The sequence below is a fragment of the Streptomyces africanus genome, assembly GCF_002150735.1.
Classification (GTDB): Bacteria; Actinomycetota; Actinomycetes; order Streptomycetales; family Streptomycetaceae; genus Streptomyces; species Streptomyces africanus.
The window spans coordinates 16160-42980 of the sequence record NZ_MUKA01000241.1 but is presented as its reverse complement, the minus strand read 5'-3'; the positions used below and the strand labels follow the sequence as shown (position 1 = coordinate 42980).

At 71.5% G+C, this 26821-nt stretch carries 21 protein-coding genes; 8 read left to right on the top strand and 13 right to left on the bottom strand.

The genetic code is table 11. From position 1 onward, the window contains the following. From CCL05_RS28090 to CCL05_RS28045, 11 genes are all read right to left on the bottom strand, one after another. The coding region (locus CCL05_RS28090; protein WP_425275949.1) for a ThuA domain-containing protein at positions 1 to 3235 on the bottom strand (3235 nt) is incomplete at its 3' end. A gap of 264 nt (positions 3236 to 3499) precedes the next feature. Continuing rightward, positions 3500 to 4498: a sugar phosphate isomerase/epimerase family protein gene (locus CCL05_RS28085; protein WP_086563336.1), complete on the bottom strand. Its 999-nt coding sequence runs from the start codon at positions 4496 to 4498 to the stop codon at positions 3500 to 3502. Positions 4499 to 4512: 14 nt separating this feature from the next. After that, on the bottom strand, positions 4513 to 5724 hold the full coding sequence (locus tag CCL05_RS28080; protein ID WP_086563339.1) for a Gfo/Idh/MocA family protein: 1212 nt from the start codon (positions 5722 to 5724) through the stop codon (positions 4513 to 4515). 59 nt (positions 5725 to 5783) lie between these two features. Then, a complete protein-coding gene (locus CCL05_RS28075) occupies positions 5784 to 6830 on the bottom strand; it encodes a substrate-binding domain-containing protein (RefSeq protein ID WP_086563334.1) in 1047 nt (348 codons plus the stop codon). A 17-nt stretch (positions 6831 to 6847) separates the two neighbouring features. Next, positions 6848 to 7867: an ABC transporter permease gene (locus CCL05_RS28070; protein ID WP_086563333.1), complete on the bottom strand. Its 1020-nt coding sequence runs from the start codon at positions 7865 to 7867 to the stop codon at positions 6848 to 6850. Continuing rightward, entirely contained in the window at positions 7864 to 9381 is a 1518-nt protein-coding gene (locus CCL05_RS28065) for a sugar ABC transporter ATP-binding protein (RefSeq protein WP_086563332.1), read from the bottom strand. The genes CCL05_RS28070 and CCL05_RS28065 overlap by 4 nt, the downstream gene beginning before the upstream one ends. Positions 9382 to 9467: 86 nt before the next feature. Then, complete coding sequence (locus CCL05_RS28060) at positions 9468 to 10649, bottom strand: ROK family transcriptional regulator (RefSeq protein ID WP_086563330.1); 1182 nt, start codon at positions 10647 to 10649, stop codon at positions 9468 to 9470. A 196-nt stretch (positions 10650 to 10845) separates the two neighbouring features. Beyond that, positions 10846 to 11523 carry a GntR family transcriptional regulator gene (locus tag CCL05_RS28055; RefSeq protein WP_086563329.1) on the bottom strand — a complete coding sequence of 226 codons (678 nt, stop codon included), beginning with the start codon at positions 11521 to 11523 and terminating at the stop codon, positions 10846 to 10848. Between the two features lie 148 nt (positions 11524 to 11671). Further along, positions 11672 to 12610, bottom strand: a complete 939-nt coding sequence (locus CCL05_RS28050; protein WP_086563328.1) for a beta-ketoacyl-ACP synthase III — start codon at positions 12608 to 12610, stop codon at positions 11672 to 11674. Positions 12611 to 12772: 162 nt separating this feature from the next. Then, entirely contained in the window at positions 12773 to 12913 is a 141-nt protein-coding gene (locus tag CCL05_RS45325) for an MFS transporter small subunit (protein WP_020276538.1), read from the bottom strand. Beyond that, on the bottom strand, positions 12882 to 14213 hold the full coding sequence (locus tag CCL05_RS28045) for an OFA family MFS transporter (protein WP_086563337.1): 1332 nt from the start codon (positions 14211 to 14213) through the stop codon (positions 12882 to 12884). Before CCL05_RS28045 ends, CCL05_RS45325 begins: the two co-directional genes overlap by 32 nt. A 228-nt stretch (positions 14214 to 14441) precedes the next feature. Here CCL05_RS28045 and CCL05_RS28040 point away from each other — a divergent pair, with 228 nt between their 5' ends. The 5 genes from CCL05_RS28040 to fdhD are packed head-to-tail and all read left to right on the top strand — an operon-like array spanning position 14442 to position 20878. Next, a complete protein-coding gene (locus CCL05_RS28040) occupies positions 14442 to 15413 on the top strand; it encodes a 2-dehydropantoate 2-reductase (protein ID WP_086563326.1) in 972 nt (323 codons plus the stop codon). Further along, positions 15410 to 17335 (top strand): molybdopterin oxidoreductase family protein, encoded by a 1926-nt coding sequence (locus CCL05_RS28035; RefSeq protein ID WP_086563325.1) that lies wholly within the window; start codon positions 15410 to 15412, stop codon positions 17333 to 17335. Before CCL05_RS28040 ends, CCL05_RS28035 begins: the two co-directional genes overlap by 4 nt. A gap of 6 nt (positions 17336 to 17341) precedes the next feature. Next, positions 17342 to 19165: an NAD(P)H-dependent oxidoreductase subunit E gene (locus CCL05_RS28030; RefSeq protein WP_086563324.1), complete on the top strand. Its 1824-nt coding sequence runs from the start codon at positions 17342 to 17344 to the stop codon at positions 19163 to 19165. Continuing rightward, on the top strand, positions 19162 to 20022 hold the full coding sequence (locus CCL05_RS28025) for a 2Fe-2S iron-sulfur cluster-binding protein (protein ID WP_086563323.1): 861 nt from the start codon (positions 19162 to 19164) through the stop codon (positions 20020 to 20022). Before CCL05_RS28030 ends, CCL05_RS28025 begins: the two co-directional genes overlap by 4 nt. Positions 20023 to 20029: 7 nt before the next feature. Continuing rightward, positions 20030 to 20878 (top strand): formate dehydrogenase accessory sulfurtransferase FdhD, encoded by an 849-nt coding sequence (gene fdhD, locus CCL05_RS28020; protein WP_086563322.1) that lies wholly within the window; start codon positions 20030 to 20032, stop codon positions 20876 to 20878. A 101-nt stretch (positions 20879 to 20979) separates the two neighbouring features. On the opposite strand, the gene CCL05_RS28015 is transcribed toward fdhD, so the two are convergent. Further along, entirely contained in the window at positions 20980 to 21417 is a 438-nt protein-coding gene (locus CCL05_RS28015) for a MarR family winged helix-turn-helix transcriptional regulator (protein WP_086563321.1), read from the bottom strand. Between the two features lie 104 nt (positions 21418 to 21521). On the opposite strand from CCL05_RS28015, the gene CCL05_RS28010 reads away from it, so the two are divergent. The 3 genes from CCL05_RS28010 to CCL05_RS28000 all read left to right on the top strand — a co-directional run bounded on the left by CCL05_RS28010 (position 21522) and on the right by CCL05_RS28000 (position 25727). Beyond that, positions 21522 to 22439: a quinone oxidoreductase family protein gene (locus CCL05_RS28010; RefSeq protein WP_086563319.1), complete on the top strand. Its 918-nt coding sequence runs from the start codon at positions 21522 to 21524 to the stop codon at positions 22437 to 22439. Positions 22440 to 22605: 166 nt separating this feature from the next. Then, complete coding sequence (locus CCL05_RS28005; protein WP_086563318.1) at positions 22606 to 24477, top strand: sialidase family protein; 1872 nt, start codon at positions 22606 to 22608, stop codon at positions 24475 to 24477. Between the two features lie 11 nt (positions 24478 to 24488). Next, a complete protein-coding gene (locus CCL05_RS28000; protein WP_086563316.1) occupies positions 24489 to 25727 on the top strand; it encodes a DUF4185 domain-containing protein in 1239 nt (412 codons plus the stop codon). Here the strand turns inward: CCL05_RS28000 and CCL05_RS27995 are convergent. Continuing rightward, the gene (locus CCL05_RS27995) at positions 25663 to 26676 is read right to left on the bottom strand and encodes a bile acid:sodium symporter family protein (protein ID WP_167409628.1); all 1014 of its coding nucleotides are present in this window, start codon (positions 26674 to 26676) and stop codon (positions 25663 to 25665) included. The two genes, CCL05_RS28000 and CCL05_RS27995, sit on opposite strands and share 65 nt — an antisense overlap. Positions 26677 to 26821: the final 145 nt, after the last annotated feature.

The following is a 26821-nucleotide window of genomic DNA, read 5'->3' as shown; positions in this document are numbered from 1 at the left end:
TGAACGTGCCGGGGCCGGCCTGCTTCCAGCCGTCCAGGGTCTGGCCGTTGAAGATCTTCCGGTAGTCCTTGCTCGGCTTGCAGTCCGCCTTCACCTGGCCGGTGGCGTACTGCAGGCCGCCGAGCAGATGGGCGCGGAAGGCCTCGTCGGCGTAGGACTCCTTGGTGTGGCCGCCGCCGGTGTAGAAGGACCGGCCGCCGCCGTAGCTCTGGCACCAGGCGATCGGGTGGTCGCCCTTCATGGTGCCGCCCTGGTAGGTGGTCTCGTCCAGGGTGGCGAGGACCTTGGCCTGCTCGCGCGGGTTGGTGCGGTAGTTGTACCACTCGTCCGTGCGCTCCCAGGCGTCGCCCAGGTGCGCGGTCGACGGGTGGTCGTGGTCCTCGACGCGGACGGTGGCCTTCTGGATGGCCGGGTGCGAGTCGAAGTACGCGCCGACGAGGCCGCCGTAGAACGCCCAGTCGTACTCGGTGTCGGCGGCGGCGTGGATGCCCATGTAGCCGCCGCCGTTCTTCACGTAGTTCTCGAACGCCTGCTGCTGCTCGGCGTTGAGGACGTCACCGGTGGTGGACAGGAAGGCCACCGCGTCGTACTTGGCGAGGTTGGCGGTGGTGAACTGCTTGGCCTCCTCGGTGGCGTCGACCGTGATGCCGGCGGGGCCGCCGAGCTCCTTCAGCGCGGTGATGCCGGCCGGGATGGAGTCGTGGCGGAAGCCGGCGGTCTTGGAGAAGACCAGGACCTTCTTGCCGCCCGTGAACGGCTCCTTGGAGAACTCGAAGTCGTCCAGGTCGAACAGCGCGCCCTCGCCGCCCTTGAACACCAGGTAGATGTCCGTGGTCTTCTTGGGGAGCGACCGCAGCGGCACGTCGATGTTCTGGAAGGTCTCCCAGCCGCCGGTCGGCGGGATGTACGCCGATCCGTGCAGCGGACCGTCGGGCGAGCCGGTGCGCAGTTCGATGAAACCGCCCTCGCCGCCGGAGGAGGCCCGCACGGTCATCTTCTTCTGCCCGTCGAACCGGTAGGGGCTGAAGGAGATCCAGTCGCCGTCGTTGATGTCGCCGACGGTCTTGCCGCCGTTGGCGCCGGTCTTCTCGATCACCGACACGCCGGACTGGGCGGTGAAGTGCTCGCCCTGGCGGTGCAGCGGCTGGAGCACGGTGCGGGCGGTGCCGGTCAGGGCCTCCTGGCCGTTCGCCCCGCCGTCGGTGTAGCTGGCGCCGACGACGCCGTAGATGTCGGCGTTGGGGTCGTGGCCGCCGTCACCGGCGGGCGGCTTCAGGGTGCCCTCGCAGCCCATCTCGCTGGTCAGCTCGTGGGCGTGGGAGTCGTGGCCGAGGCTGTAGACGACCTTGACCTTGGAGCAGTCGATCGTCTCCTCGGGGTCGGTGACGGTCACCTTGAACGGGACGGGCTTGCCGAACTCGGCCAGGGTGCCGTTGCCGGGGACGTCGATTCTCACCTTGGGCTCGGTGTTGCCGACCACGATCCGGACGCTGGCGTTGCCGGTGTTGCCCTCGGGGTCCTTGGCGGTGAAGGTGGCGCTGTAGGTGCCGACCTTCTTGTACTGGTGGGTGGGGTTGAGGCCCTCGCCCTTCGTGCCGTCGCCGAAGTCCCAGCTGTAGGTGAGGTCCGGGGAGTCGGCGTCCTTGGCGGAGCCGGTGAACTTGACCTTCAGGCCGGCCGCCCCGGACGTCTTGTCGGCGGTCGCCTCGGCGATCGGCGAGAACCCGTCCTCGGCGTTCTCTATCCGGTACAGCGCGGAGTCCTTGTCGCCCTGGAACCAGGACAGACCGTAGTCGAGGACGTAGAGCGCGCCGTCGGGGCCGAACTCCATGTCCATGATCTGGGTGCCGGTCCACGGGAAGTCGTTGATCTTCGCCACGGAGCCGTCGTCGTTCTGCTCGATCCGCTTGATCCAGCGGCGGCCGAACTCACCCGCGAAGAAGTCGCCGTCGTACGCCTCGGGGAACTTCACGCTGGAGTCGAGCTGGGGGTCGTAGCGGTAGACCGGGCCCGCCATCGGGGACTCGGAGCCGGAGCCGAACTCGGGCACGGAGCCGTCGTCGTAGGGGATCCAGGCGGCCTGCGCGGGCGGCAGGTCGACCAGGCCCGTGTTGTGCGGCGAGGTGTTCTTCGGGGCGTCGCAGTCGAACTTCTCGCCGGACTCCTTGGTCGCGAAGTCGTAGTCGACGTAGGCGTCGTTGTCACCGGTGCAGAAGGGCCAGCCGAAGTTGGCCGCCTTGGTCACCTTGGCGAACTCGACCTGTCCTGCCGGGCCGCGCTTGGGGTCGGCGGCGCCCGCGTCGGGACCGTAGTCGCCGACGTACACGATGCCGGTCTTGTCGTCGACGCTCATCCGGAACGGGTTGCGGAAGCCCATCGCGTAGATCTCGGGACGGGTCTTCTCCGTGCCCGGGGCGAAGAGGTTGCCCTCCGGGACGGTGTACGAGCCGTCCTCGGCGACCTTGATGCGGAGGATCTTGCCGCGCAGGTCGTTGGTGTTGCCGGCGCTGCGGCGGGCGTCGAAGGCCGGGTTGCGGCCCTCGCGGTCGTCGATCGGCGTGTACCCGTCGGAGGAGAAGGGGTTGGTGTCGTCGCCGGTCGACAGGTAGAGGTTGCCGTCCGCGTCGAAGTCGATGTCGCCGCCGACGTGGCAGCAGGTGCCCCGGGAGGCGGCGACGTCCAGGACTTTCTTCTCGCTGGCCATGTTGAGCGTGCCGTTGGCGTTGAGGACGAAGCGGGAGAGGCGGTTGACGCCGTCGAACTTCTTGAAGTCCTCGGCGGTGCCGGTCTCCGGGGCATCGCCCGCGGGGGTGTCGAGCGGCGGGGCGTAGTAGAGGTAGATCGCCCGGTTGTTCTTGAAGTCCGGGTCGATGCCGACGCCCTGGAGGCCTTCCTCGTCGTGGCTGTAGACGGGGATCCTGCCGGCGATCTTGGTGACGCCGCCCTGGTCGGTGAGGCGCAGCGTGCCGTCGCGCGCGGTGTGCAGGACGCTGCGGTCCGGGAGCACCGCGAGCGACATCGGCTCGCCCGTCTCGTGTTCGCCCTTGGCGAGCGGCACCTGCTGGAACTGGCCCTCTGCGGCGGCGGGTTCGTCCTGTTCCGCTGGGGCGGGCTGGGCGCCGGCGACGGTGGCCGGGGTGCCCACGGCCAGCAGCAGGCCGGTGAACAGGGCGGCGGCGGTGCGAAGCCTGGGGCGCCTGGGGGTGCGGGTGCTTCTTGGTCTGGTTCTGTGCACGAAGTCCCTCCGGGAACGGGATGGGCCGTACGGAACGGGTGCGAAGACGTGCGGTGCGGGCGCCGGGGTGCGCCGTCACCCCGGAGGTACGTGTGTCCTGAACGCTTCAAGGAAGGTAACCGCGTCCGTCCGGGGCGAACACCCCTTGGATCAGGATCGGTTGAGCTTTCTCCGAGCCCAGGACAAAGCGGGATCCGGGCAGGTCGGAGGGGGGACCGGCGGTGGAACCGGTCCCCGTCGCCGACCAGCGCCGAGTGCGGTGGTTCAGCTGTTGAACGCGGCGTCGAAGGACGCGCTGGGCGGCTCGAAGTCGTAGGCCTTGAGGCGGGTCAGCGCCTCGGGCGCCCCCTGGAGCCGGTCCATGCCGGCGTCCTCCCACTCGACCGAGACCGGGCCCTGGTAGCCGATGGAGCGCAGCATCCGGAAGACGTCCTCCCAGGGGACGTCGCCGTGCCCGGCGGAGACGAAGTCCCAGCCGCGCCTGGGGTCGCCCCAGGGCAGGTGGGAGCCGAGCCGGCCATTGCGGCCGTCGAGGCGCTTGCGGGCCTCCTTGCAGTCGACGTGGTAGATGCGGTCGCGGAAGTCCCAGAGGAAGCCGACCGGGTCGAGGTCCTGCCACACGAAGTGGCTGGGGTCGAAGTTGAGGCCGAAGGCGGGGCGCCGGTCGACGGCTTCGAGGGCCCGCTGTGTGGTCCAGTAGTCGTAGGCGATCTCGCTGGGGTGGACCTCGTGGGCGAACCGCACGCCCTCCGCGTCGAAGACGTCCAGGATCGGGTTCCAGCGGTCGGCGAAGTCCTGGTAGCCGCGTTCGATCATCGCCTCGGGGGCGGGCGGGAACATGGCGACCAGGTGCCAGATGGCGGATCCGGTGAAGCCGATGACGGTGTCGACGCCGAAGGCGGCCGCGGCGCGCGCGGTGTCCTTCATACGGTCCGCGGCCCGCCGCCGGACCCCTTCCGGGTCGCCGTCGCCCCACACCTCTTCGGGCAGGATCGCCTGGTGGCGTTCGTCGATGATGGCGTCGCAGACGGCCTGGCCGGCCAGGTGGTTGGAGATGGCCCAGCACTTGAGGCCGTACTTGTCGAGCAAGGCCCGGCGGCCGTCGAGATACCCGGGGTCGGAGAGTGCCTTGTCGACTTCGAAGTGATCGCCCCAGCAGGCGAGTTCGAGGCCGTCGTAGCCGAAGTCGCGGGCGAGCCGGCAGACCTCCTCCAGCGGCAGGTCGGCCCACTGGCCGGTGAACAGGGTGAACGTACGCGGCATGCGCGTCAGCCTCCTCAGACCGCGATCGGGGTGTAGACGGAGTTCTTCTCGGCGCTCTCCTCCACGGCCGCGAGCACGCGCTGCACCTGGAGCCCGTCGGCGAAGGAGGGTTCGGGGCGGCGGCCCTCGGCGATGGCGTGGACGAGGTCGCGGGCCTGGTGGACGAAGGTGTGCTCGTAGCCGAGGCCGTGGCCCGGCGGCCACCAGGCGTCCAGGTAGGGGTGGTCGGGTTCGGTGACGAGGATGCGGCGGAAGCCGGCCTCCGCGCCGGGTTCGGTGCCGTCGTGGAAGGACAGCTCGTTGAGCCGCTCGAGGTCGAAGGCGAGCGAGCCGCGCTCCCCGTTGAGTTCGATGCGCAGGGCGTTCTTGCGGCCGGTGGCGTAGCGGGTGGCCTCGAAGGAGGCGAGGGCGCCGGAGGGGAAGCGGGCCGTGAACAGGGCGGCGTCGTCGACGGTGACCTCCCCCGTGCCGGCGGACGAGACGGCGGACAGGCCGCTCGTGGCGCCGGTGGGCAGGGGCCGCTGCCGTACGAAGGTCTCCGTCAGCGCGGAGACGCCGGCCAGCCGCTCCCCCACGAGGTACTGCGCGAGGTCGATGATGTGCGCGCCCAGGTCGCCGAGGGAGCCGGAGCCGGCCTGCTCCTTGCGCAGCCGCCAGGTGAGCGGGAACTGCGGGTCGACCAGCCAGTCCTGGAGGTACGTCACGCGCACGTGCCGCAGCGCGCCCAGGCGCCCCTCGGCGACCATGCGGCGGGCCTGGGCGGTGGCCGGGACCCGGCGGTAGTTGAAGCCGACCATCGCGATCTGTCCGCGCTGGTACGCCTCTTCGGCGGCCCGCACCATCGAGGTGGCTTCCTCGACGGTGTTGGCGAGGGGCTTCTCGCACAGGACGTGCTTGCCGGCCGCGAGGGCGGCGAGGGCGATCTCGGCGTGGCTGTCGCCGGGGGTGCAGATGTCGACGAGGTCGATGTCGTCGCGTGCGACGAGGGCACGCCAGTCGGTCTCGGTGGACGCCCAGCCGTGGCGGTCGGCCGCCGCCCGCACGGCGGTGGCGTCCCGGCCGCAGATCACGGCCTGCACGGGGTTCAGCGGCAGGTCGAAGACACGGCCCGCGGTGCGCCAGCCCTGGGAGTGGGCGGCGCCCATGAAGGCGTAGCCCACCATTCCCACGCGCAGGGGTGGCTTGCCTGCCTCGGTCCCATCTGACTGCGCTTGCGGCTGTCCCATACGGGTGTCCTCCTCGTCCTGGTCGGGGTGGCGCACGTGGGGGGTGCGGGCGGAACCGGTCACCGGAAGCCGGTGGGCATGTACTGGTCGACGTTGGTCTTGTCGACGACGGCCGAGTAGAGCGTGATCGACGACGGGATCTCGAACTCGGCCAGGCCGCCGATGCCCTTGCCCTGGCCGAGGGCGCGGGCGAGGTCGATCGCGGAGGCGGCCATGGTGGGCGGGTAGAGGACGGTCGCCTTCAGCACGCCGTCGTCCTGCTTGATGGCCTGGAAGGCGGACAGGGCGCCCGCGCCGCCGACCATCAGGAAGTCGTCGCGCCCGGCCTGCTCGATGGCGCGCAGCGCGCCCACGCCCTGGTCGTCGTCGTGGTTCCACAGGGCGTCGAACTTGGACTGCGCCTGGAGCAGCTGGGCCATCTTCGCCTGCCCGGACTCGACCGTGAACTCGGCGGCCTGGCGGGCGACCTTCTTGATGTTGGGGTAGTTCTTGAGGGCGTCGTCGAAGCCCTGGGTGCGCTGCTTGGTCAGCTCCAGGTTGTCCAGGCCGGCCAGCTCGATGACGCGGGCGTCGGACTTCCCCTTGAGCTTCTCGCCGATGTAGTGCCCGGCGTTGAGGCCCATGCCGTAGTTGTCGCCGCCGATCCAGCAGCGGTACGCCTGAGGGGTGTTGAAGATCCGGTCGAGGTTGACGACCGGGATGCCCGCGCGCATCGCCTTCAGCCCGACCTGGGTGAGGGCCTTGCCGTCGGCGGGCAGGACGACCAGCACGTCGACCTTCTTGTTGATGAGGGTCTCGATCTGGCCGATCTGCTGGGCGGTGTCGTTGGAGCCCTCGGTGATCTCCAGGGTGACGTCGGAGTACTTCTCGGCCCGCTTCTTGGCGTTGTCGTTGATGGCGTTGAGCCAGCCGTGGTCGGCCTGCGGTCCGGCGAAGCCGATGGTGACCGGCTTGCCGGGCTTGTCGTCGGCGGCGGGCTGGTCGTTCCCGGCCGGCTCGTCCTTGGAGTCGGAGGGCTCGTTGCTCGTGCAGCCCGTGAGGAGGGCACCGGCGGAGACGGCGGCGGCTCCGAAGAGCAGTCCTCTGCGGCTCGTGATCTCGGTCATGGCGGTGAACCCTTTCCTCAGGTCGTGCTCGCGGTACGGCGCTGGACCAGCACGGCGGCGACGATGATCGCGCCCTTGGCGATCTGCTGGACGTCGCTCTGCAGGTTGTTCAGGGCGAAGATGTTGGTGATCGTGGTGAAGATCAGGACGCCGAGCACGGAGCCGGTGATGGTGCCCCGGCCGCCGGTGAGCAGGGTGCCGCCGATGATCGCGGCGGCGATGGCGTCGAGTTCGTAGAGGTTGCCGTTGGTGTTCTGGCCGGAGCCGGACAGGACGATCAGCAGGAAGGCGGCGATGCCGCAGCACAGCCCGGACAGCAGGTAGAGGTAAAGCCGCTGGCGGCGGACGTCGATGCCGGCGAGCCGGGCGGCCTCGGGATTGCCTCCGACGGCGACCGTGCGGCGTCCGAAGGTGGTGCGGTTGAGCACCAGCCAGCCGATGACGGTCACGACGGCGAAGACCAGTACCAGGGGCGGGACGCCGAGGATGTACGCGTCGCGTTCGCCCAGGTCGAGGACGGACGGCACGGTCACGATCTGTGTCTTGCCGTCGGTGATCTGCAGGGCGAGGCCGCGGGCGGAGGCCAGCATGGCCAGGGTGGCGATGAACGGCACCATCGCGCCGTAGGCGATGAGCACCCCGTTGACCAGGCCGCAGCCGACTCCGACGACCACCGCCGTGAACAGGATGCCGGCGAAGCCGTACTCCTGGGTGGCCACCGTGGTCGCCCATACGGAGGCGAGGGCGACGATCGCGCCGACCGACAGGTCGATGCCGCCGGAGACGATGACGAAGGTCATGCCGACGGTGACGACGCCGATCACGGACGCCTGGGTGAGGACGAGTTGCAGGTTGCGGGTGTCGAGGAACTCGTCGGGCTTGGTGATGCCGCCGATGAGGACCAGCACGGCGAGCACGCCGAGCAGGGAGAGGGTGCGCACGTCGGTGCGGGCCAGCAGGCCGCGCCAGGCCGTGGGCCTGTCCTGGGGCACCTTGTCGGTGATGCTGTCCCGCGGCGGGGAGACGGGCTGCGTCATGACGCCGGACTTCCTTCCATGACCAGGTCGAGTACGCGGTGTTCGTCGAGTTCGCGCGCGGGTGCCGTGTGGACGACACGGCCCTCGCGCAGCACCAGGACGCGGTCGGCGAGGCCGAGCACCTCGGGCACCTCGCTGGAGACCAGCAGTACGGCCAGGCCCTCGTCGGCCAGCCGGCGGACGACCGCGTAGAGCTCGGCGCGGGCGCCGACGTCGACGCCGCGGGTGGGTTCGTCGAGCAGCAGCACCTTGCAGCCGCGCAGCAGCCAGCGGGCGAGGACGGCCTTCTGCTGGTTGCCGCCGGACAGGGTGCGCACGGGCACCGACGGGTTGTCGGGCCGGAGCGACAGTTCGCGGGTCGCGGTCCGGGCGGCACCGAGTTCGGCGCCCCGGTCGATCCAGCCGCCGCGCGAGAAGCGGGACATGGAGGAGACCGACACGTTGCGGGTGACGGACTCCAGCATCAGCAGGGCCTGCGCCTTGCGTTCCTCGGGGGCGAGTCCGAGCCCGGCCCGGACGGCGGCCCGGACGCTGCCCGGCTTCAACGGCTTGCCGTCGACCAGGACCTGACCGGTCGTCGGTTTCCTGGCGCCGTAGACGGTCTCCAGGATCTCGGAGCGGCCCGAGCCGACGAGTCCGGCGAGGCCGACGATCTCGCCCGGCCGTACCTCCAGGTCGAGGGGCTCGAACTCGCCTGCGCGGGACAGGCCCCGGACGGTGAGCACCGGTTCGCCGGGCGGCGGGGAGGCGGGCCGGTCGGGAAAGACGTACTCGACGTTGCGGCCCGTCATCAGCGCGACCACCTCACGGGTCGGGGTCGTCTTCGCCGGCAGTCCGTTCGCCACGGCCCGCCCGTCCTTCAGCACGGTCACCCGGTCCCCGATGCGCCGGATCTCCTCCAGGCGGTGCGAGATGTAGACGACGGCGACACCGGCGGCGGTGAGGGCGCCGACGATACGGAAGAGGTTGTCGACCTCGTCCGGGTCGAGGGCGGCGGACGGCTCGTCCATCACGATGAGCCGCACGTCGTGGGAGAGCGCCCGGGCCATGGACACGATCTGCTGCTGCGCCGCCGGCAACTCCCCGACCAGGCGGGCCGGGTCGATCTCCGGATGACCGAGTCGCTTGAGCAGAGCGGTCGTCGACTCCTTCGCGGCCTTTCCCCGGACGACGAACCCGGCGGTGGTCGGCTCGTGGCCCAGGTGCACGTTCTCGGCGACCGACAGGTGTTCCACCAGGTCGAGTTCCTGGTAGATGGTGGCGATGCCGAGGCGCATGGCGGCGATCGGCGAGCGGAGCGTGACCGCCTCGCCGCGCCAGCGGATCTCGCCGGTGTCGGGCTGGTGGGCGCCGGCCAGGACCTTGATGAGGGTCGACTTCCCGGCGCCGTTCTGGCCGAGCAGACAGTGCACCTCACCGGCCTGGACGTCGAGGTCGACGCCGTCGAGGGCCCGGACTCCGGGGAACGACTTGGTGATGCCGGACATGCTGAGCAGCGGTGGTTCTGGTGCCATGAGGTCCCCTTGGCGGGCGTGCGGGCCGGTTTCAGGGCAGGGCGAAGCAGGGCGCTGTGCTGGTACGCCGTACGGAACTGAGTTGCTTACGCGGGTGAGAACAGGTGGTCGCTGATGAGCCGGGCCGCGCCGGTGACTCCGGCGGCGGGTCCCAGCTCGCCCAGGACGATGGGCAGATTGCCGGTCGCGAGGGGCAGGGACTGGCGGTAGACCTGGGTGCGGATCGCGGCGAGCAGGGTGTGGCCGAGGCCGGTGACCCCGCCGCCGATCACCACCAGGCCCGGGTTGAAGAAGCTGACCAGGCCGGCGATGACCTGGCCGGTGCGGTTGCCGCCCTCGCGGATCAGGTCGAGTGCGGTGGCGTCGCCGGCGGCGGCCGCGGCGGCGACGTCGACGGCGGTGAGGCCGCCGTTGGTCTCCAGCCGCGAGGCCAGTTCGGCGGAGAGCCCCTGCTGGGCGGCCTCCGTGGCGTCGCGGGCGAGGGCCGCCCCGCTGAAGTGGGCCTCCAGGCAGCCCCGGTTGCCGCAGGCGCAGGGGCGGCCGTCGGGCACGGCCTGGATGTGCCCGATGTCGCCGGCGCTGCCCGTCGTGCCGCGGTAGACCTCACCGCCGACGACGATGCCGCAGCCGATGCCCGTGCCGATCTTGACGCAGAGGAAGTCGGCGACGGTGCGGGCGACGCCCGCGTGCTGCTCCCCCATCGCCATGAGGTTCACGTCGTTGTCGACCATGACCGGACAGCCGAGTTCCTGGCTGAGCGCCTCCCGCACGGGGAAGCCGTCCCAGCCCGGCATGATCGGCGGGGCCACCGGGACGCCCTCGGGGAAGCGGACCGGGCCCGGGACGCCGATGCCGGCGCCGTCGAACCCCTCCGCGAGCCCCGAGGCCTTGAGCTTGGCGGCCATGGCCAGGACCTGCTCGAAGACCGCGACCGGGCCCTCGCGCACGTCCATGGGGTGGTTGATGTGCCCGAGCGTCTCCAGTTCGGCATTGGTGACGGCGACGTCGACCGAGGTCGCGCCGATGTCGACGCCGAGGAAGCGCAGCCCGGGGTGGAGCCGGATGTTGTGGGAGCGGCGGCCGCCGCGCGAGGCGGCGAGTCCGTCGGCCACGACCAGCCCCGTCTCCAGCAGCCGGTCCACCTCCACGGCGAGCTTGGACCGCGAGAGGTCGACCTGGTCGCCCAGCTGGGCCCGGGAGTTGGGGCCGCCGTCACGCAACAGCTTGAGCAGTCGGGCCTGGTGGGCGTTTCCGGGTCGTGCGGTCATACGTCTCACGAGCCCCTCCCCGCCTCAATCGGCCTGTGCGCGCCGGTTTTCCGCCACGTCGTGGCTTGCTTTCGAAGGGAACGTAGCAGCGGCTGCCGAAGGTGGGAAGAAGTCGCGCAGGAATTACCCCCGACTTTTTCCACTCACAGGACAAAGACGAGTGCAGACTCAGACGGCACCGGCCGTCGGCGGAGGCCTACGAACCTGTTCGCGCGTGGTACGACCGCCTCGTGTGCTCGGTGTGTTCGCGCATCAGGTGGGTGGCCCGCTGTTCGTCGCGGTCGGTGATCGCGGCGATGAGCGCGCGGTGCTCGATCCAGGACTGGTGGCCCCGCTGGCGGGCGACCGGCGTGTAGTACCAGCGGACGCGGCGGTCGACCTGGGCGGCCAGTTCGGCGAGGACGGCGTTGCCGGCGAGCTCCATGATCTTCGCGTGGAACCGGGCGTTCATCGCGACGGCCCCGTCCACGTCGTCGGCCTCGACGGCCTTCTCGCCCTCCGCGCACAGCGCTTCCAGCGCGGCGATGCCGGCCTTGTCCGCGCCCGCCGCGGCGAGCCGGGCGGCCTCGGCCTCCAGGAGCGTACGGACCGTGAGGAGCTGGTCGGCCTCCTCCTCCGTCGGCTCGTGCACGAACGCGCCCTGGGCGGGCCGCAGATCGACCCACCCTTCGGTGTTGAGCCGCTGCAAAGCCTCGCGCACCGGCTGCCGGGAGACCCCCAGATGCCCGGCGAGTTCGCTCTCCACGAGGTGCTGGCCGGGCTGGAGGGCACGGGTGGTGATGAGTTCGAGCAGCGCCTCGTAGACACGGTCGCGCAGCGGACCCGGGCGTTCCAGCTTGGGTACCGCCCCTTGGGGCAGGCCTGTCGACAGCATCGCGGTCCCCCTCCTCGGCAGGGCCGTGCACAGCGCGGCGGACGCCGGTGTCGCCGTAGCGTCAGTATCGATTGTCTTTCGTCTACAGTCTACGGCGCACAAGAGCCAGGACTTCGGCGAGTTGACCGCGTCACACCCCGGCGCGGCCTCAGGGGCAGCGGACGACCTGCCCCGCGTACGACAGGTTCCCGCCGAAGCCGAACAGCAGGACGGGGTCGCCGGTGGTGATCGCGCCCTGTTCGACGAGCTTGGACAGGGCGAGCGGGATGCTCGCGGCCGACGTGTTGCCGGACTCCGTGACGTCGCGCGCGACGACCGCGTTCACGGCGCCGATCTTCTCCGCGAGGGGTTCGATGATGCGCAGATTGGCCTGATGCAGTACGACCGCGGCGAGGTCCGCCGGCGTCAGCCCGGCCCGCTCGCACGCCCGCCGCGCGATGGGCGGCAGCTGCGTCGTGGCCCAGCGGTAGACGCTCTGCCCCTCCTGCGCGAAACGCGGCGGCGTGCCCTCGATCCGCACGGCGTTGCCCATCTCGGGCACCGAACCCCACAGCACCGGTCCGATGGCGGGCTCGTCGGCGGCCTCCACGACCGCGGCCCCGGCCCCGTCACCGACGAGCACGCAGGTCGTGCGGTCGCTCCAGTCGGTCACGTCGGACATCTTGTCGGCCCCGATGACCAGGGCCCGGCTCGCACCCCCCGCGCGGACGGCGTGGTCGGCGGTGGCCAGGGCGTGGGTGAAGCCGGCGCACACCACGTTGAGGTCCATCGTGGCGGCCTGCGGGACGGCCAGCCGGGCCGCGACCCGGGCGGCCGTGTTGGGCGAGCGGTCGACGGCGGTGGAGGTGGCGACCAGCACCAGGTCGATGTCGGCGGGGGTCAGCCCGGCCGCCGCGAGGGCCTTGGCGGCGGCGTGGGCGGCCAGCTCGTCGACGGGTTCGTCGGGGCCGGCGATGTGGCGGGTACGGATGCCCACCCGGCTCCTGATCCACTCGTCACTGGTGTCCACCAGGCCCGCCAGGTCCTCGTTGGTGAGCACCTTGGCGGGCTGGTAGTGGCCGACGGCGGCGATGCGCGAGCCGTTCATGTGGGCGGTCCCCCTCGTTGGAACGTGGGCAGCGGGATCCACCAGTCTGATCAGTGACTCGCGGGTACGACGGCAGGCAAGGCGACAGGAAACAGGTGCCCGCGTTGTCAGCTTCGGTCAGGACCTCGGACGACCGAGCACCTGACGCCTGACGCCTGACGTCTAGCCGGTGAACAGCTGGGTCGCCTTGCGGACCAGCTCGTACAGCCCGTAGGCGAGCGGCAGGCCCACCCACACCCAGGCGAAGGCGATCAGCCACCGCCGGTCCGGGCTAGGCGGACTCTGACTGCTGTCGCTGGACATGCGCGGGCTCCTTCGGTGCCGGGACGTGATGACGCGGGTGGACGGGCCGGACGAGTTCGTTGGCGACGAAGCCGACGACGAGCAGCCCGATCATGATGACGAACGACAGCCCGTACAGGGACGCGCCGTGCCGGCCCGCCTCCTCCTGCCGGTCGGCGATCCAGTTGACGATGAGCGGCCCGAGCACGCCGGCCGTGGACCAGGCGGTGAGCAACCGCCCGTGGATGGCGCCGACCTGGTACGTGCCGAACAGGTCCTTCAGATACGCCGGTACGGTCGCGAAGCCGCCGCCGTAGAAGGACAGGATCACCAGCGCGCACAGGACGAAGAGCGGCTTGGAGGAGTCGCCGAACAAGGCGATGAGCGCGTACATCAGCGCGCCGACGCCCAGATAGACGCGGTAGATGTTCTTGCGGCCGATCAGGTCGGACGTCGACGACCAGCCGATGCGGCCGGCCATGTTCGCCGCCGACAGCAGCGCGACGAAGCCGGCGGCGGCCGTGACCGAGACGGGCGTGGAGGAGTCCGCGAAGAAGTCCGTGATCATCGGCGCGGCCTTCTCCAGGATGCCGATGCCGGCGGTGACGTTCATGCAGAGCACGAGCCACAGGCACCAGAACTGCGGGGTACGGATGGCCTGGTTCGCGGAGACCTGCGGGCCGGCGAGGACACTCGGCCCGCTCTCCACAGGCTTCTCGGTGCGGGGCACCCGGACCAGCAGCACACCCAGGAGCATGAACACGGCGTACGACAGCCCGTGCACCAGGAAGGCGAGCGCGATCCCGGAGCTGTCGCCGCCGAAGGACTCCAGCATCTGCGCGGACCACGGCGAGGCGATCAGCGCGCCGCCGCCGAAGCCCATGATGGCGATGCCGGTGGCCATGCCGGGCCGGTCCGGGAACCACTTGATCAGGGTGGAGACGGGTGAGATGTAGCCGATGCCGAGGCCGATGCCGCCCACGAAGCCGTAACCGAAAACGATCAGCCAGTACTGCTCCAGGGACGCGCCCAGCGCGGAGAGCAGGAAGCCGGACGAGAAGCAGACCAGGGCAACGGTCATCGCCCAGCGCGGGCCCTTGCGCTCGACGAGCGTGCCGCCGAACGCGGCGGACAGGCCCAGCATGACGATGCCCAGCTGGAAGGGCAGCGCGCTCTGCGTGCCGCTGAGGCCGAGCGCGGACTCCAGGGGCGGCTTGAACACGCTCCAGGCATAGGCCTGGCCGATGGAGAGATGTACGGAGAGAGCGGCGGGCGGAACGAGCCAGCGGCTCCAGCCCGGGGGTGCGACGGGGGGACTCATGAACCCGGAACCGTAGGCATTCGCATGGTTGTTGAAAAGGCGGCGCATCGAGGAAGCGGTGAGCGGTATCAAGCATGCGCCGAACGGTCATCGCGCGGACCCTTGCTGACCCTCCGTCCATACTGTAGACAATATTCCGTCGACACAAGCCGGACGGCAGTCACCGGACGGTAGCCACCCGACGGCAGTCACCTCCGCGGTATCCCTCAAACCGAACGGAGTGTTCCCGTGAAAGTCGCAGTTCTCGGCGCCGGTGCCATCGGCGCCTACGTCGGCGCCGCGCTCCACAGCGCGGGCGCCGATGTGCATCTCATCGCCCGTGGACCGCACTTGGCGGCCATGAGGCAGCACGGAGTCCGGGTGCGCAGCCCGCGCGGCGACTTCACCGCGCACCCCCACGCGACCGACGACCCGGCCGAGGTCGGCCCGGTCGACTACGTCTTCCTGGGCCTGAAGGCCAACGCGTACGCGGCGTGCGGACCGCTGATCGCGCCGTTGCTGGGCGACACGACGGCGATCGTGGCCGCCCAGAACGGCATCCCCTGGTGGTACTTCCACCGGCACGGCGGCCCCTACGACGGCCACCGCGTCGAGAGCGTGGACCCGGACGGCGCGGTCAGTGCGGTGCTCGCGCCCGAACGGGCCGTCGGATGCGTCGTCTACGCGGCGACCGAGCTCGAAGGGCCGGGTGTCGTGCGGCACCTGGAGGGCACGCGGTTCTCGATCGGCGAGCCCGACCGCAGCGTGTCCGCGCGGTGCGTGGCGCTCAGCGAGGCCATGCGGGCGGGCGGTCTGAAGTGCCCGGTCGAACCGGAGCTGCGGGGCGACATCTGGCTCAAGCTGCTCGGCAACATCTCCTTCAACCCGATCAGCGCGCTGGCCCGCGCGACCATGCGGCAGATGTGCCTGCACGGCGGCACCCGCAGGGTCATCGAGATCATGATGACCGAGACGCTCGCGGTCGCCAGCGCCCTCGGCTGCGAGGTCGGCGTCTCCATCGAGCGCCGGCTCGCGGGCGCCGAGCGGGTCGGCGACCACCGGACCTCCACGCTCCAGGACCTGGAGCGCGGCAAACCGCTCGAACTCGACGTACTCCTCGCGGCGGTCGTCGAGCTGGCGGACATCACCGGCGTTCAGGTGCCCACCCTGCGCACCGTGCACGCCCTCTCGGACCTGCTCGCGCTGAGGAGCGCCGCATGAGCAAACGCGATCGAACCCCGAAGACCTACACGCGGCTCACCCATCCGCTGGTGCGGGACGCGCGCGACGAGCCCTTCCGCCGGGCGAGCTGGGAGGAGGCCCTGGACCGTGCGGCCCGGGGCCTTGCCCGCAATCGCGGCGCGTTCGGCATGTTCTCCTGTGCCCGGGCCACGAACGAGATGAACTACGTCGCCCAGAAGTTCGCCCGGGTCGTCATGGGCACCAACAACGTCGACTCCTGCAACCGCACCTGTCACGCCCCGAGCGTGGCGGGCCTGTCGGCGGCGTTCGGCTCGGGCGGCGGGACGTCGTCGTACGAGGAGATCGAGCACACCGACGTCATCGTGATGTGGGGCTCCAACGCCCGTTTCGCGCACCCGATCTTCTTCCAGCACGTGCTGAAGGGGATCAGGAACGGCGCCCGGATGTACGCGGTCGATCCGCGCCGGACGTCGACCGCCGAGTGGGCGGAGAGCTGGCTCGGCCTCAACGTCGGCACGGACATTCCGATGGCGCACGCGATCGGCCGCGAGATCATCCACGCCGGTCTCGCCAACGAGGCGTTCATCGAGCGGGCGACCACCGGCTTCGAGGAGTACAAGGCGCTGGTCGAGCCGTGGACGCTGTCGCTCGCCGAGAAGGTGACGGGCGTTCCGGCCGCCGCCATCCGCGAGCTGGCGCACGCCTACGCCCGCGCCGAGCGGGCCCAGTTGTGCTGGACGCTCGGCATCACCGAGCACCACAACGGCACCGACAACGTCCGCGCCCTGATCAACCTGTCCCTGCTCACCGGGCACGTCGGCCGCTACGGCTCCGGCCTGCAGCCCCTGCGCGGGCAGAACAACGTGCAGGGCGGCGGCGACATGGGCGCGATCCCCAACCGCCTGCCCGGCTTCCAGGACATCCTCGACCCGGACATCCGGCTGAAGTTCGAGTCGGCCTGGGACACGGTCATCCAGCCGCACTACGGCCTGAACCTCACCGAGATGTTCGAGGCGATGGAGGACGGCACCCTCAAGGCCGTCTACTGCGTCGGCGAGAACCCCGCCCAGTCGGAGGCCGACAGTGAGCAGGCCGTACGGCGGCTGAAGGCCCTGGACTTCCTGGTCGTGCAGGACATCTTCCTGACGAAGACGGCCGAGCTCGCGGACGTCGTCCTGCCGGCCACGGCCGGCTGGGCGGAGACCGACGGCACGACCACCAACAGCGAGCGGCGCGTGCAGCGCGTCCGCAAGGCCGTCACCCCGCCCGGGGAGGCCCGCGAGGACATCGACATCATCTGCGACCTCGCGGCCCGCCTCGGCCACGACTGGAAGTACGCCGACGCCGAGACCGTGTGGAACGAGCTCCGGTCCGTCTCCCCCGACCACTACGGCATGACGTACGCGCGCCTGGAGGAGCACCAGGGCATCCAGTGGCCGTGCCCGAGCACCGACGGGCTCGAACCGACTTATCTGCACGGCCGGTTGTGGGAGCCCGACCCCGCCGAACGAGGTCCGCTCGCGCCCTTCGGGATCGTGCAGCACGACCCGCCCGTGGACCTCACCGACGAGGAGTACCCGATCCGGCTCACCACCGGGCGGCGCCTGGACTCGTACAACACCGGCGTGCAGAGCGGTGGTTACGCCTCGCCCCTGCGGCGCGGCGAGTACATCGAGCTGAGCCCGGAGGACGCCGAGCGCTACGGGGTGGTGGTCGGCGAGCAGGTGCAGGTCACCTCGCGGCGCGGGTCGGTGACCGCACCCGTGTGGGTGGACCCCGCGCTGCGGTCCGGGCTCGCCTTCATGACCATGCACTTCCCCGACGAGGTGGACACCAACGCGCTGACGATCGAGGCGAACTGCCCGATCGCCGGGACGGCGGAGTTCAAGGCGTCGGCGATCCGGATCGAGAAGCTGCCCATCGCGACCATCGTGGGGTGACGCACTGTGGACCTGCACTTCGGTGACAGCAAACCGACGGACGAGGAACGGGCGGCCGTCGACGCCCTGCTCGGGCCTCCGGAGTCCTCCTGGGAGGGCGCCGACCGTTCCGACGCCGATCTCAGGTGGGCCCGCGGCGGACGTGAGGCCCGGGACCGCCGCGACCTGCTGTTGCCGGGGCTGCACGCGATCAACGACCGGGTCGGCTGGATCAGCGACGGCGCCCTGGACTACCTGTGCCGGCGGCTGACGGTGCCGCCGGCGGAGGCCTACGGGGTCGCCACCTTCTACGCCATGTTCTCCGTCAAGCCGCGTCCGGCGACCGTGCTCCACGTCTGCACGGACCTGGCGTGCGCGGCGGCCGGTGCGCCGGAGCTGTGCGCGGGGATCGAGGAGCGGCTGGGGCTCGGCAGCGGGGTGAGCGTCCAGCGCAGCCCGTGCCTCGGCCTGTGCGAGCGCGCCCCGGCCGCACTCGCGATCAGGGCCGGGGACCCGGTCCGTACGGCGGTGTCGGCGCCGGCGACCGTGCACGACGCCGTCCTCGCCGCGAGCGCCCCCGACTCGGCCCCTCAGGAGCCGCCGGCCGGGCTTGCGGTGCCCCAGGCCGGGCAGGACGGCCTGATGCTGCTGCACCGCGTCGGCGTGGTCGACCCGGCGTCCCTCGACGACTACCGCGCCCACGGCGGCTACACGGCCCTGCGCCGGGCCTTCGAGCTGGGCCCCGCCGGGGTCATCCGCGAGGTCACCGACTCGGGCCTGGTCGGGCGCGGCGGCGCCGCCTTCCCGACCGGCCGCAAGTGGCAGGCTACGGCGTCCCAGCCGGACCGTCCGCACTACCTCGTCTGCAACGCCGACGAGTCCGAGCCGGGCACCTTCAAGGACCGCGTGCTCATGGAGGGCGACCCCTACGCGCTGGTCGAGGCGATGACGATCGCCGGGTACGCGACCGGTGCCCACCGGGGCTACCTCTACCTGCGCGGCGAGTACCCGCGCGCCCTGCACCGGCTCGAGCACGCGATCGCCCAGGCACGCGCGCGGGGACTGCTCGGCGACGACGTCCTCGGCCAGGGCTACGCCTTCGACATCGAGATCCGGCGCGGTGCGGGCGCCTACATCTGCGGTGAGGAGACGGCCCTGTTCAACTCCATCGAGGGCTACCGGGGCGAGCCCCGCTCGAAGCCGCCGTTCCCCGTGGAGAAGGGTCTGTTCGGCAAGCCGACGGTCGAGAACAACGTGGAGACGCTGGTCAACGTCCTGCCGATCCTCACCATCGGCGCCCCGGCGTACGCGGCGATCGGCACCGAGAGGTCCACCGGGCCCAAGCTGTTCTGCGTGTCCGGCACCGTGGAGCGGCCGGGTGTCTACGAGCTGCCGTTCGGCGCGACGCTGGGCGACCTGCTCGCCCTCGCCGGGGTGCGGGACGGGTTGCGGGCGGTGCTGCTCGGCGGGGCGGCGGGCGGTTTCGTCCGGGCCGACGAGCTGGACATCCCGCTCACCTTCGAAGGGACGCGGGAGGCGGGCACGACGCTCGGCTCGGGGGTCGTCATGGCCTTCGACGACAGCGTGCCCCTCCCCCGGCTGCTGCTGCGCATCGCGGAGTTCTTCCGCGACGAGTCGTGCGGCCAGTGCGTGCCGTGCCGGGTCGGGACCGTGCGGCAGGAGGAGGCGCTGCACCGGATCGCGGAGCGCACCGGCGCCGCCGCCGCGGACGACATCGCCCTGCTCAGGGAGGTCGGCCGCGCGATGCGGGACGCCTCGATCTGCGGTCTCGGGCAGACCGCGTGGAACGCCGTGGAATCCGCCATCGACCGTCTGGGGGCGTACGAATGACCGTCACACCGCTGGGGATCCCGCGCCGCATGCTGGAGTTCACGATCGACGGCGAACAGGCCCGGGTCCCCGAGGGCTCGACGATCCTGGACGCCTGCCGGGCCGCGGGCAAGGACATCCCGACCCTGTGCGAGGGCGACACCCTGCGCCCGAAGAACGCCTGCCGGGTCTGTGTCGTCGAGGTCGAGGGGGCCCGCACCCTCGTCCCGGCCTGCTCCCGCAAGGCCGAGCCGGGCATGGAGGTGCGCACCGGCACCGAGCGCGCCCGGCACAGCCGCAAGGTCGTCCTCGAACTGCTCGCGTCCTCCGTCGACCTGTCGACCACGCCCAGGGTCGCCGGGTGGCTCAAGGAGTACGAGGCCAAGCCGGACCGCTTCGGCCCGGATGCGGCCCGCCTCAACGAGGAACCGAAGATCGACAACGACCTGTACGTACGCGACTACGACAAATGCATCCTCTGCTACAAGTGCGTGGACGCCTGCGGCGACCAGTGGCAGAACACCTTCGCGATCTCGGTCGCCGGGCGCGGTTTCGACGCCCGGATCGCCGTGGAGCACGACGCCCCGCTGACCGACTCGGCGTGCGTGTACTGCGGGAACTGCATCGAGGTGTGCCCGACGGGTGCGCTGTCCTTCAAGTCCGAGTTCGACATGCGCGCGGCGGGTACGTGGGACGAGTCGCGGCAGACGGAGACGACCACGGTGTGCGCGTACTGCGGAGTGGGCTGCAACCTGACCCTGCACGTGCAGGACAATGAGATCGTGAAGGTCACGTCACCGCACGACAATCCGGTGACCCACGGCAACCTCTGCATCAAGGGCCGCTTCGGCTACCAGCACGTACAGAACCGGGGCTGATCAGGACATGGGACGAGTCACGGAACGACGCAAGGTGCTCCGCATCCGGGACGGGGCGGTCTCCAGCCGTCCCGACACACTCGTCGCCGAGGAACCGCTGGAGATCCGGCTGAACGGCAAGCCCCTGGCGATCACCATGCGCACCCCGGGCGACGACTTCGCGCTGGCGGCGGGCTTCCTGGTGAGCGAGGGGGTGCTGGGCGGGCAGCGGGACCTCAGGAACATCGTCTACTGCGCCGGGGCCACGGCAGACGGCTCGAACACGTACAACGTGGTCGATGTGCAGACGGCCCCGGGGGTGGTCATACCCGACATCACCCTGGAGCGGAACGTCTACACGACCTCCTCCTGCGGGCTGTGCGGCAAGGCGTCGCTGGACGCCGTACGGACGACGGCCCGCTGGCCCATAGCCGACACTCCCCCGGTCCGGGTCACCCCCGAGCTGCTCGCGAGCCTGCCCGACCGGCTGCGTGCCGCCCAGCGGGTCTTCGACCGGACCGGCGGCCTGCACGCGGCGGCCCTCTTCTCGGAGGACGGCGAGCTGCTGGACGTCCGGGAGGACGTGGGCCGGCACAACGCGGTCGACAAGCTGGTCGGCCGTGCCCTGCAGAACGGGGAGCTGCCGCTGTCGCGGACGGTCCTGCTCGTCTCGGGCCGGGCCTCCTTCGAGCTGGCGCAGAAGGCCGTGATGGCCGGTATCCCGGTCCTGGCGGCGGTGTCGGCGCCGTCCTCGCTGGCGGTGGACCTGGCCGCCGAGACGGGCCTGACACTGGTGGGCTTCCTGCGGGGCGCCTCCATGAACGTGTACGCGGGTGAGGACCGCATCGCCCTGCGGGCCGCGGCCGCCCAGGGCTGAGCTGGTTCTCCCGCGACACGGCGGCGGGGCCCCGACCGGCGGGGAGCGCCCCCTGCGCCGCAGGGGCCCCGTCTCGGCCCGCGCGCAACAACGGGGAGTCCTCAGTCGGCTGTGCCGGATATCCGGAGCAGCATCCCCGTGAACTGCTCGCGTTCGGCCTCCGACAGCGGGGCGAGCAGTTCGTCGTTGGCCGCGCGGGCCGCCTCCTCGCAGCGCGTCAGCAGCCGGGCTCCCGGGGCGGTGAGGGACACCGCGTTCTTCCGCCGGTCCTTCGGGTCCGGCTCGCGCACGACGAGGCCCGCCGCCTGGAGGTCGTTCAGGATCCCGACCAGGTCCTTGGGGTCCAGCCGGACCCCGCGGCCGAGGTCGGCCTGGGCGACGGGGCCGAGGTCGCGGACGGCGGACAGCACCACGTGGTGCCACATCCGCATGTCCTGCTCGGCCAGCGCCGCCGCCACCAGGGCGCGGCCGCGGGCGGCGGCACGGCCGAGCAGCCAGCTGGGCAGGGAGCGGATCGCGGGGAGGGGGGCTTCCGACATGGCCGCAGCCTAACCAAGAAATCGTTGGTTCCTCCTATGATCCTCCTATACCGTTGGGGACCCCAACGAAATCGTGGGGACCATCCACGACATCCGGAGGTGCGATGCGCCGCGTCCGCTACGAATCCCGAGGCGGCCCCCTGTTCATGGAGGAGGCACCGGTGCCCGAGCCGGGCCCCGGAGAGTTGCTGGTGCGCGCGGAGGCGATCGGCGTCACGCTCCCGGTCGTACGCAAGGTCGGCGAGGCGGCGGAGCCGGTCCCGCTCGGCGGCGAGATCGCCGGGGAGGTCACGGCCGTCGGCGAGGGCGTCACCCGCTTCGGCACCGGCGACCGCGTGACGGGGCTCTGCTTCGGCCACGGCTACGCCGACTTCGCGCTCCTGCACGAGGCCATGGCCTCCCCGATCCCGGCAGAGGCCGGCGCCGTCGACGCGGTCGCCCTGGTCCGCAGCGGCCTGGTCGCCCTCGGCGCCCTGGAGGCGGCACGACCCGAGCCGGGCGAGGCGGCCCTGGTCACGGGGGCGGCGAGCGGTGTCGGCCACCTGGCCGTGCAGCTGGCCAGGACGCGGGGCGCCGGGCGGGTCGTGGGGGCCGTCTCCGACCCGGCCAAGGCCGGTTTCGTCCGCGGCCTCGGCGCCGACCACGTCGTCTCCTACGGCGACGACACCTGGGGCACCCCGGTCGACTACGCCCTGGACGCGGTCGGCGGCGAGCTGCTCACCCCGGCCCTCGCGGCACTCGCCCCGGAGGGACGGCTGGTGGCGTACAGCTCGGGCGGCGGCATCATCCAGGCGTACGACCTGCTCGTGGGTGCCAAGTCGGTGATCGGGTTCCAGATGGCCCGCATCGCCCGCGGGAAGCCGGAGGTGTACGAGCAGTGGCGCGAGGAGCTGTGGCGGCTGTTCGCCGCCGGAGAGCTGAGGCCCGTCGTCCACGGGCAGTTCGCCCTGGAGGACGCGGCGAAGGCGCACGGGGAGATCGAGGCCAGGGCCAACCTCGGCAAGGTCGTCCTCATCCCCTGACGCACGCTCCTTGTGGGGGGTCTGTGAGCCAAGTACCGTCTGTGGCCCACACATGGGACGTGGGATGTCCGGTTGGTTCGCATGTAAGCCCGCATATCGGCTCCCCGGATTCCGTTCCCATGCCTCGGTGGTCCAGCCGACAGACGCATGAAGGGCAGGTCGCACCATGCCGTCAAGTCTTCGCGCACGTCTGAGATCCACCCTGACAGCCGTCCTCACCGCCGCGGCGCTGCTCGCGCCCGTCGGCCCGGCCCGCGCCCAACCCGCCGCGGACTTACCGGAGTTCGAGCAACAGGTCCTCTTCAGGGCCTCCCAGGACCCCGGTTACGCGTGCTTCCGGATCCCCGCGATCGTGCGGACCACGGCCGGCACACTGCTCGCGTTCGCCGAGGGCCGCGTCCTCAACTGCGGTGACGCGGCCGACATCGACATCGTCCTCAAACGCTCCACCGACGGCGGCCGCACCTGGGGCCCGCTCCAGGTCGTCAACGAGGGCGCGGGCGACACGCACGGCAACCCGGCGCCCCTCGTGGACCGCAGGACCGGCCGGATCCTGCTGGCCGAGACGTACAACACGGGCCGTACGGACGCCGGCAACTGCACCGTGCCCTGCGACCGCACGCCGCACCTCCAGTACAGCGACGACGACGGCCGGACCTGGTCCGAGCCGCGCGACCTGAGCGACCGGATCCTGCCCGGGCACTGGAACTCCTGGTACGCCACCGGGCCCGTGCACGGCATCCAGCTCACCCGCGGGAAACACGCCGGGCGGCTGGTCTTCGGCGTCAACACCGAGACGTGGGACGGCAGCCGGGTCACCGCGAACCACGCCGCGCTCATCGTCAGCGACGACGGCGGCCACGAGTGGCGGATCGGCGCCACGGACTCCTGGCCGATAGCGCAGGACGGCATGTTCCGGCAGAAGCCCTCGGAGGTGACGCTCGCCGAACGCGCCGACGGGGCCGTCCTCGTCAGCGGCCGGGAGCAGGACGGCACCGACCTCGGCCACCGCTCCCAGACCCTCAGCCTGGACGGCGGCGACAGCTTCGCCGCGCCCTTCCGCGCCCTCCCGGACCTCTACACCCCACAGGTCCAGGGCGCGATCCTGCGCCTGAACCACCGCATGCTGCTGTCCGCCCCGGCGGATCCGGACCGCCGCCGGACGATGACGGTCCGCTCCTCCTACGACGGCGGGCGCACCTGGGACAGCGTGGACCGGGGCACGGTCGTGACCACGGACTGGTCCGGCTACTCCGACATGGCGGCGGTCGGCCCCTCGACGGTGGGCCTGCTGTACGAGGGCGGCGCGGTCGACGCCCGGGACGAGATCCGCTTCGCCCGCTTCACCGAGGACTGGCTGACACCACGCCGGGGCGCCGACCCGACCACCCGCGACGTCGCGTGGGGCGCACGGCCCGCGGCCGTGCTCGGCGGTGCCGGGCGGACGGTCGGTGTCCGCGGCGGTGCGCTGACCTTCGACGGCACCGACGACGCCGTACGCCTGCCGTACCGGTCCGCTCTGACGCTCGGCGAGGGCGACTTCACCGCCTCGCTGTTCTTCCGCTACACGGCCACGACCGGCGAACAGCCCTTCCTGTGGATGGGCGGCATCGGCAACAGCCAGCCGCAGATCTGGCTGCGCGGGGAGCCGGCGAGCGACCGGGTCCGGGCGCTCGTCACCACCCGGTCGGGCGCGACGACCGTCAGGACGGCCTCGGTGTGGACCGACGGCGCCCACAACGACGGCCGCTGGCACCACCTGGTGCTGCGCCGGGGCGGCGGGACACTGACCCTCTTCCTCGACGGCACGCCGGTCAGCACCCCGGACGTGCCGGGCTCGGTCAGCCGTAACTCCCCGTTCGGCGTGCACATCGGCCAGCGCATGGACAGCCGGGCGTTCCTGACGGGGGCGATCGACGACGTCCGGGTCTGGAACCGGGCGCTCAGCGACGGGGAGTTGGCCGTCGGCGCCAGGGCCGCCGCCGGCAGGGGCACGGTGCTGTGGCTCCCCATGGACCGGGTGAGCGGCAGCAACTAACGTCACGGGGCGTGCCCGACGACGCAAGTGCAGCACGAGCACGACAGCGCACGGGAACCGGGATCGGCCTGCTGCTGGTCCTGGTTCTCGGGGCCGCGCTGCTCATCGCCCTCCCCGAGGACGAGAGCCCCGACGAGGGCACCGCCTGCCGGGCGCGCACGGTCCGCTCCTGGCAGCCGGACGACGGCCTCACCGCCGAGTTCGCCCGCTACGGCGACGACGCGAGCCGCACCGACGACTGGACCGGCGGCGACGGCACCCACTCGGTGCGGCTGCCGGACGGCCGGGTGCTGTGGCTGTTCTCGGACACCTATCTGGGCCGGGTGTACGGCCCGCCCAACCCGGCCGGCGAGTCCTACGCCTGGCGGGACACCACCGCGCCGCTGGTGCGCAACTCGGCCGTGCTGATGCGCGACGGCCGGCTGGAGACCACCCTCCCCGCCCCGCTCTTCGCCGACCCGGCGCCGAACCAGTGGCGCTGGCCGGTGGCGGCCCGTGTCGAACCCCGCTCCCCCGGCTCCTCCGAGCAGGTCGTCCGGGTGCTGCTGTGGGTGCGCACGGCCGGCCAGGCCCCGTGGATCTACGGCGTGCCCACCGCGACCGAGGTGGCCACGCTGTCGCTGCCCGGGCTGCGCCTCGAGTCGGTCGTCAACGTGCTCGACCAGCAGCTGGTCCCCGACCCGTCCCGGCGCGTGCTGTTCGGCACGACGCTGGTCGAGGAGGACGGCTGGACGTACGTCTTCGGCGGCGACGACGGCCGGGCCGCCTCCCGCCCGGCCTCGCACGCGTACCTGGCGCGGGTGCCGGAGGGCAGGCTCGGGGACCCGGCGGCCTGGCGGTACTGGACCGGCTCGGCATGGGCGGCCGGCGCCCGCCCCCGGCCGGTGCTCGGGGACGGGCGGCGCAGGGGCGTGGGCAGCGCGTTCTCGGTCGTCCGGGACGGCGGGACGTATGTGCTGTTCACGATGGCCGCGGGCACGAAGGGCCTGACCACCGTCGCCTCGTACTGGGCATGCTCCCCGGCCGGGCCGTGGCACGGGCCCGCGAAGGAGTTCAGCCCGTCGCTGCCGCAGGGCCAGGTGGCCGCCTACAACCCGCAGGCGCACCCGGTGCTGAGCGACGACGGGCGTCTGGTGCTGAGCTACGACGTCAACTGGCTGGAGACGACGGGCGCCGCCGCCCAGCTCAGCCGGAACGTGTCCCTGTACCGACCGCGGTTCGTGGCGCTGCGGCTTGCTCCGGCGCGGTGACCTCCGGGCGCGGGTCGTGCGAGCGGCGCTTGGCGATCACCGCGCAGACCATCAGCTGCATCTGGTGGAAGAGCATCAGCGGCAGCACGGCCAGTGAGGCCTGCGCGCCGAACAGGACGCTCGCCATGGGCAGTCCGGAGGCCAGGGACTTCTTCGAACCGGCGAACTGCAGGGTGATCCGGTCCTCCCGGACAAAGCCCAGCGCCTTGCCGCCGTACCAGGTCAGCAGCAGCATCACGGCGAGGATCACGGCCTCGACGACGAGCAGCCCGCCCAGCCGGAGGGGGCTCACCTGGTGCCAGATGCCCTGGACCATGCCCTGGCTGAACGCGGTGTAGACGACGAGCAGGATCGAGCCGCGGTCCACCAGGGCGAGGACCTTCTTGTGGCGGGTGATGAAGGCACCGATCCACCGGCGCAGCAGCTGCCCGGCGAGGAACGGCACGAGCAGTTGCAGCACGATCTTCAGCAGCGAGTCGGCGGAGAACCCGCCGCCGCTGCCGCCGAGCAGCGAGGCCGCGAGCAGCGGCGTGGCGACGATGCCGACGAGGGAGGAGAAGGAGCCCGCGCAGATCGCGGCGGGCACGTTGCCGCGGGCCATCGAGGTGAAGGCGATCGAGGACTGCACCGTCGACGGGACGAGGGTGAGGAAGAGCAGGCCCTGGTACAGCGGGTGGGTCAGGATCACCGGCACCAGCCCGCGGGCCGCCAGGCCGAGCAGCGGGAAGGCGACGAACGTGCAGGCCAGGACGGTGAGGTGGAGCCGCCAGTGGCGCAGCCCGTCCAGGGCCTCACGGGTGGACAGCCGGGCGCCGTAGAGGAAGAACAGCAGGGCGATCGCCGCCGTGGAGGCACCGGACGCGACATCGGCGGCCGTCCCGCGGGCCGGGAACAGGGCGGCGATCCCCACCGTCGCGAGGAGGAGAAGGATGTACGGGTCGATCGGCATCCGGCGCGGCCGGCGCAGGCGTTTCACGGTGCTCCACTTGCTCGGTACTTACGTGCGGTGCAGGGCCGGTACGGCCCCCTTCCATCCTGCTCCTCGGCCCGGCGATCGGGAATCCCGCATACCGCTCTCACTGTCATCACGTTCC

Bases quoted from the DNA above. Each gene is read 5' to 3' on its own strand.
- CCL05_RS28085 (WP_086563336.1), bottom strand. From the start codon at position 4,498: ATGCCGCGTACGTTCACCCTGTTCACCGGCCAGTGGGCCGACCTGCCG.
- CCL05_RS28080 (WP_086563339.1), bottom strand. From the start codon at position 5,724: ATGGGACAGCCGCAAGCGCAGTCAGATGGGACCGAGGCAGGCAAGCCA.
- CCL05_RS28075 (WP_086563334.1), bottom strand. From the start codon at position 6,830: ATGACCGAGATCACGAGCCGCAGAGGACTGCTCTTCGGAGCCGCCGCC.
- CCL05_RS28070 (WP_086563333.1), bottom strand. From the start codon at position 7,867: ATGACGCAGCCCGTCTCCCCGCCGCGGGACAGCATCACCGACAAGGTG.
- CCL05_RS28065 (WP_086563332.1), bottom strand. From the start codon at position 9,381: ATGGCACCAGAACCACCGCTGCTCAGCATGTCCGGCATCACCAAGTCG.
- CCL05_RS28060 (WP_086563330.1), bottom strand. From the start codon at position 10,649: ATGACCGCACGACCCGGAAACGCCCACCAGGCCCGACTGCTCAAGCTG.
- CCL05_RS28055 (WP_086563329.1), bottom strand. From the start codon at position 11,523: ATGCTGTCGACAGGCCTGCCCCAAGGGGCGGTACCCAAGCTGGAACGC.
- CCL05_RS28050 (WP_086563328.1), bottom strand. From the start codon at position 12,610: ATGAACGGCTCGCGCATCGCCGCCGTCGGCCACTACCAGCCCGCCAAG.
- CCL05_RS45325 (WP_020276538.1), bottom strand. From the start codon at position 12,913: ATGTCCAGCGACAGCAGTCAGAGTCCGCCTAGCCCGGACCGGCGGTGG.
- CCL05_RS28045 (WP_086563337.1), bottom strand. From the start codon at position 14,213: ATGAGTCCCCCCGTCGCACCCCCGGGCTGGAGCCGCTGGCTCGTTCCG.
- CCL05_RS28035 (WP_086563325.1), top strand. From the start codon at position 15,410: ATGAGCAAACGCGATCGAACCCCGAAGACCTACACGCGGCTCACCCAT.
- CCL05_RS28025 (WP_086563323.1), top strand. From the start codon at position 19,162: ATGACCGTCACACCGCTGGGGATCCCGCGCCGCATGCTGGAGTTCACG.
- fdhD (WP_086563322.1), top strand. From the start codon at position 20,030: ATGGGACGAGTCACGGAACGACGCAAGGTGCTCCGCATCCGGGACGGG.
- CCL05_RS28015 (WP_086563321.1), bottom strand. From the start codon at position 21,417: ATGTCGGAAGCCCCCCTCCCCGCGATCCGCTCCCTGCCCAGCTGGCTG.
- CCL05_RS28010 (WP_086563319.1), top strand. From the start codon at position 21,522: ATGCGCCGCGTCCGCTACGAATCCCGAGGCGGCCCCCTGTTCATGGAG.
- CCL05_RS28005 (WP_086563318.1), top strand. From the start codon at position 22,606: ATGCCGTCAAGTCTTCGCGCACGTCTGAGATCCACCCTGACAGCCGTC.
- CCL05_RS27995 (WP_167409628.1), bottom strand. From the start codon at position 26,676: ATGCCGATCGACCCGTACATCCTTCTCCTCCTCGCGACGGTGGGGATC.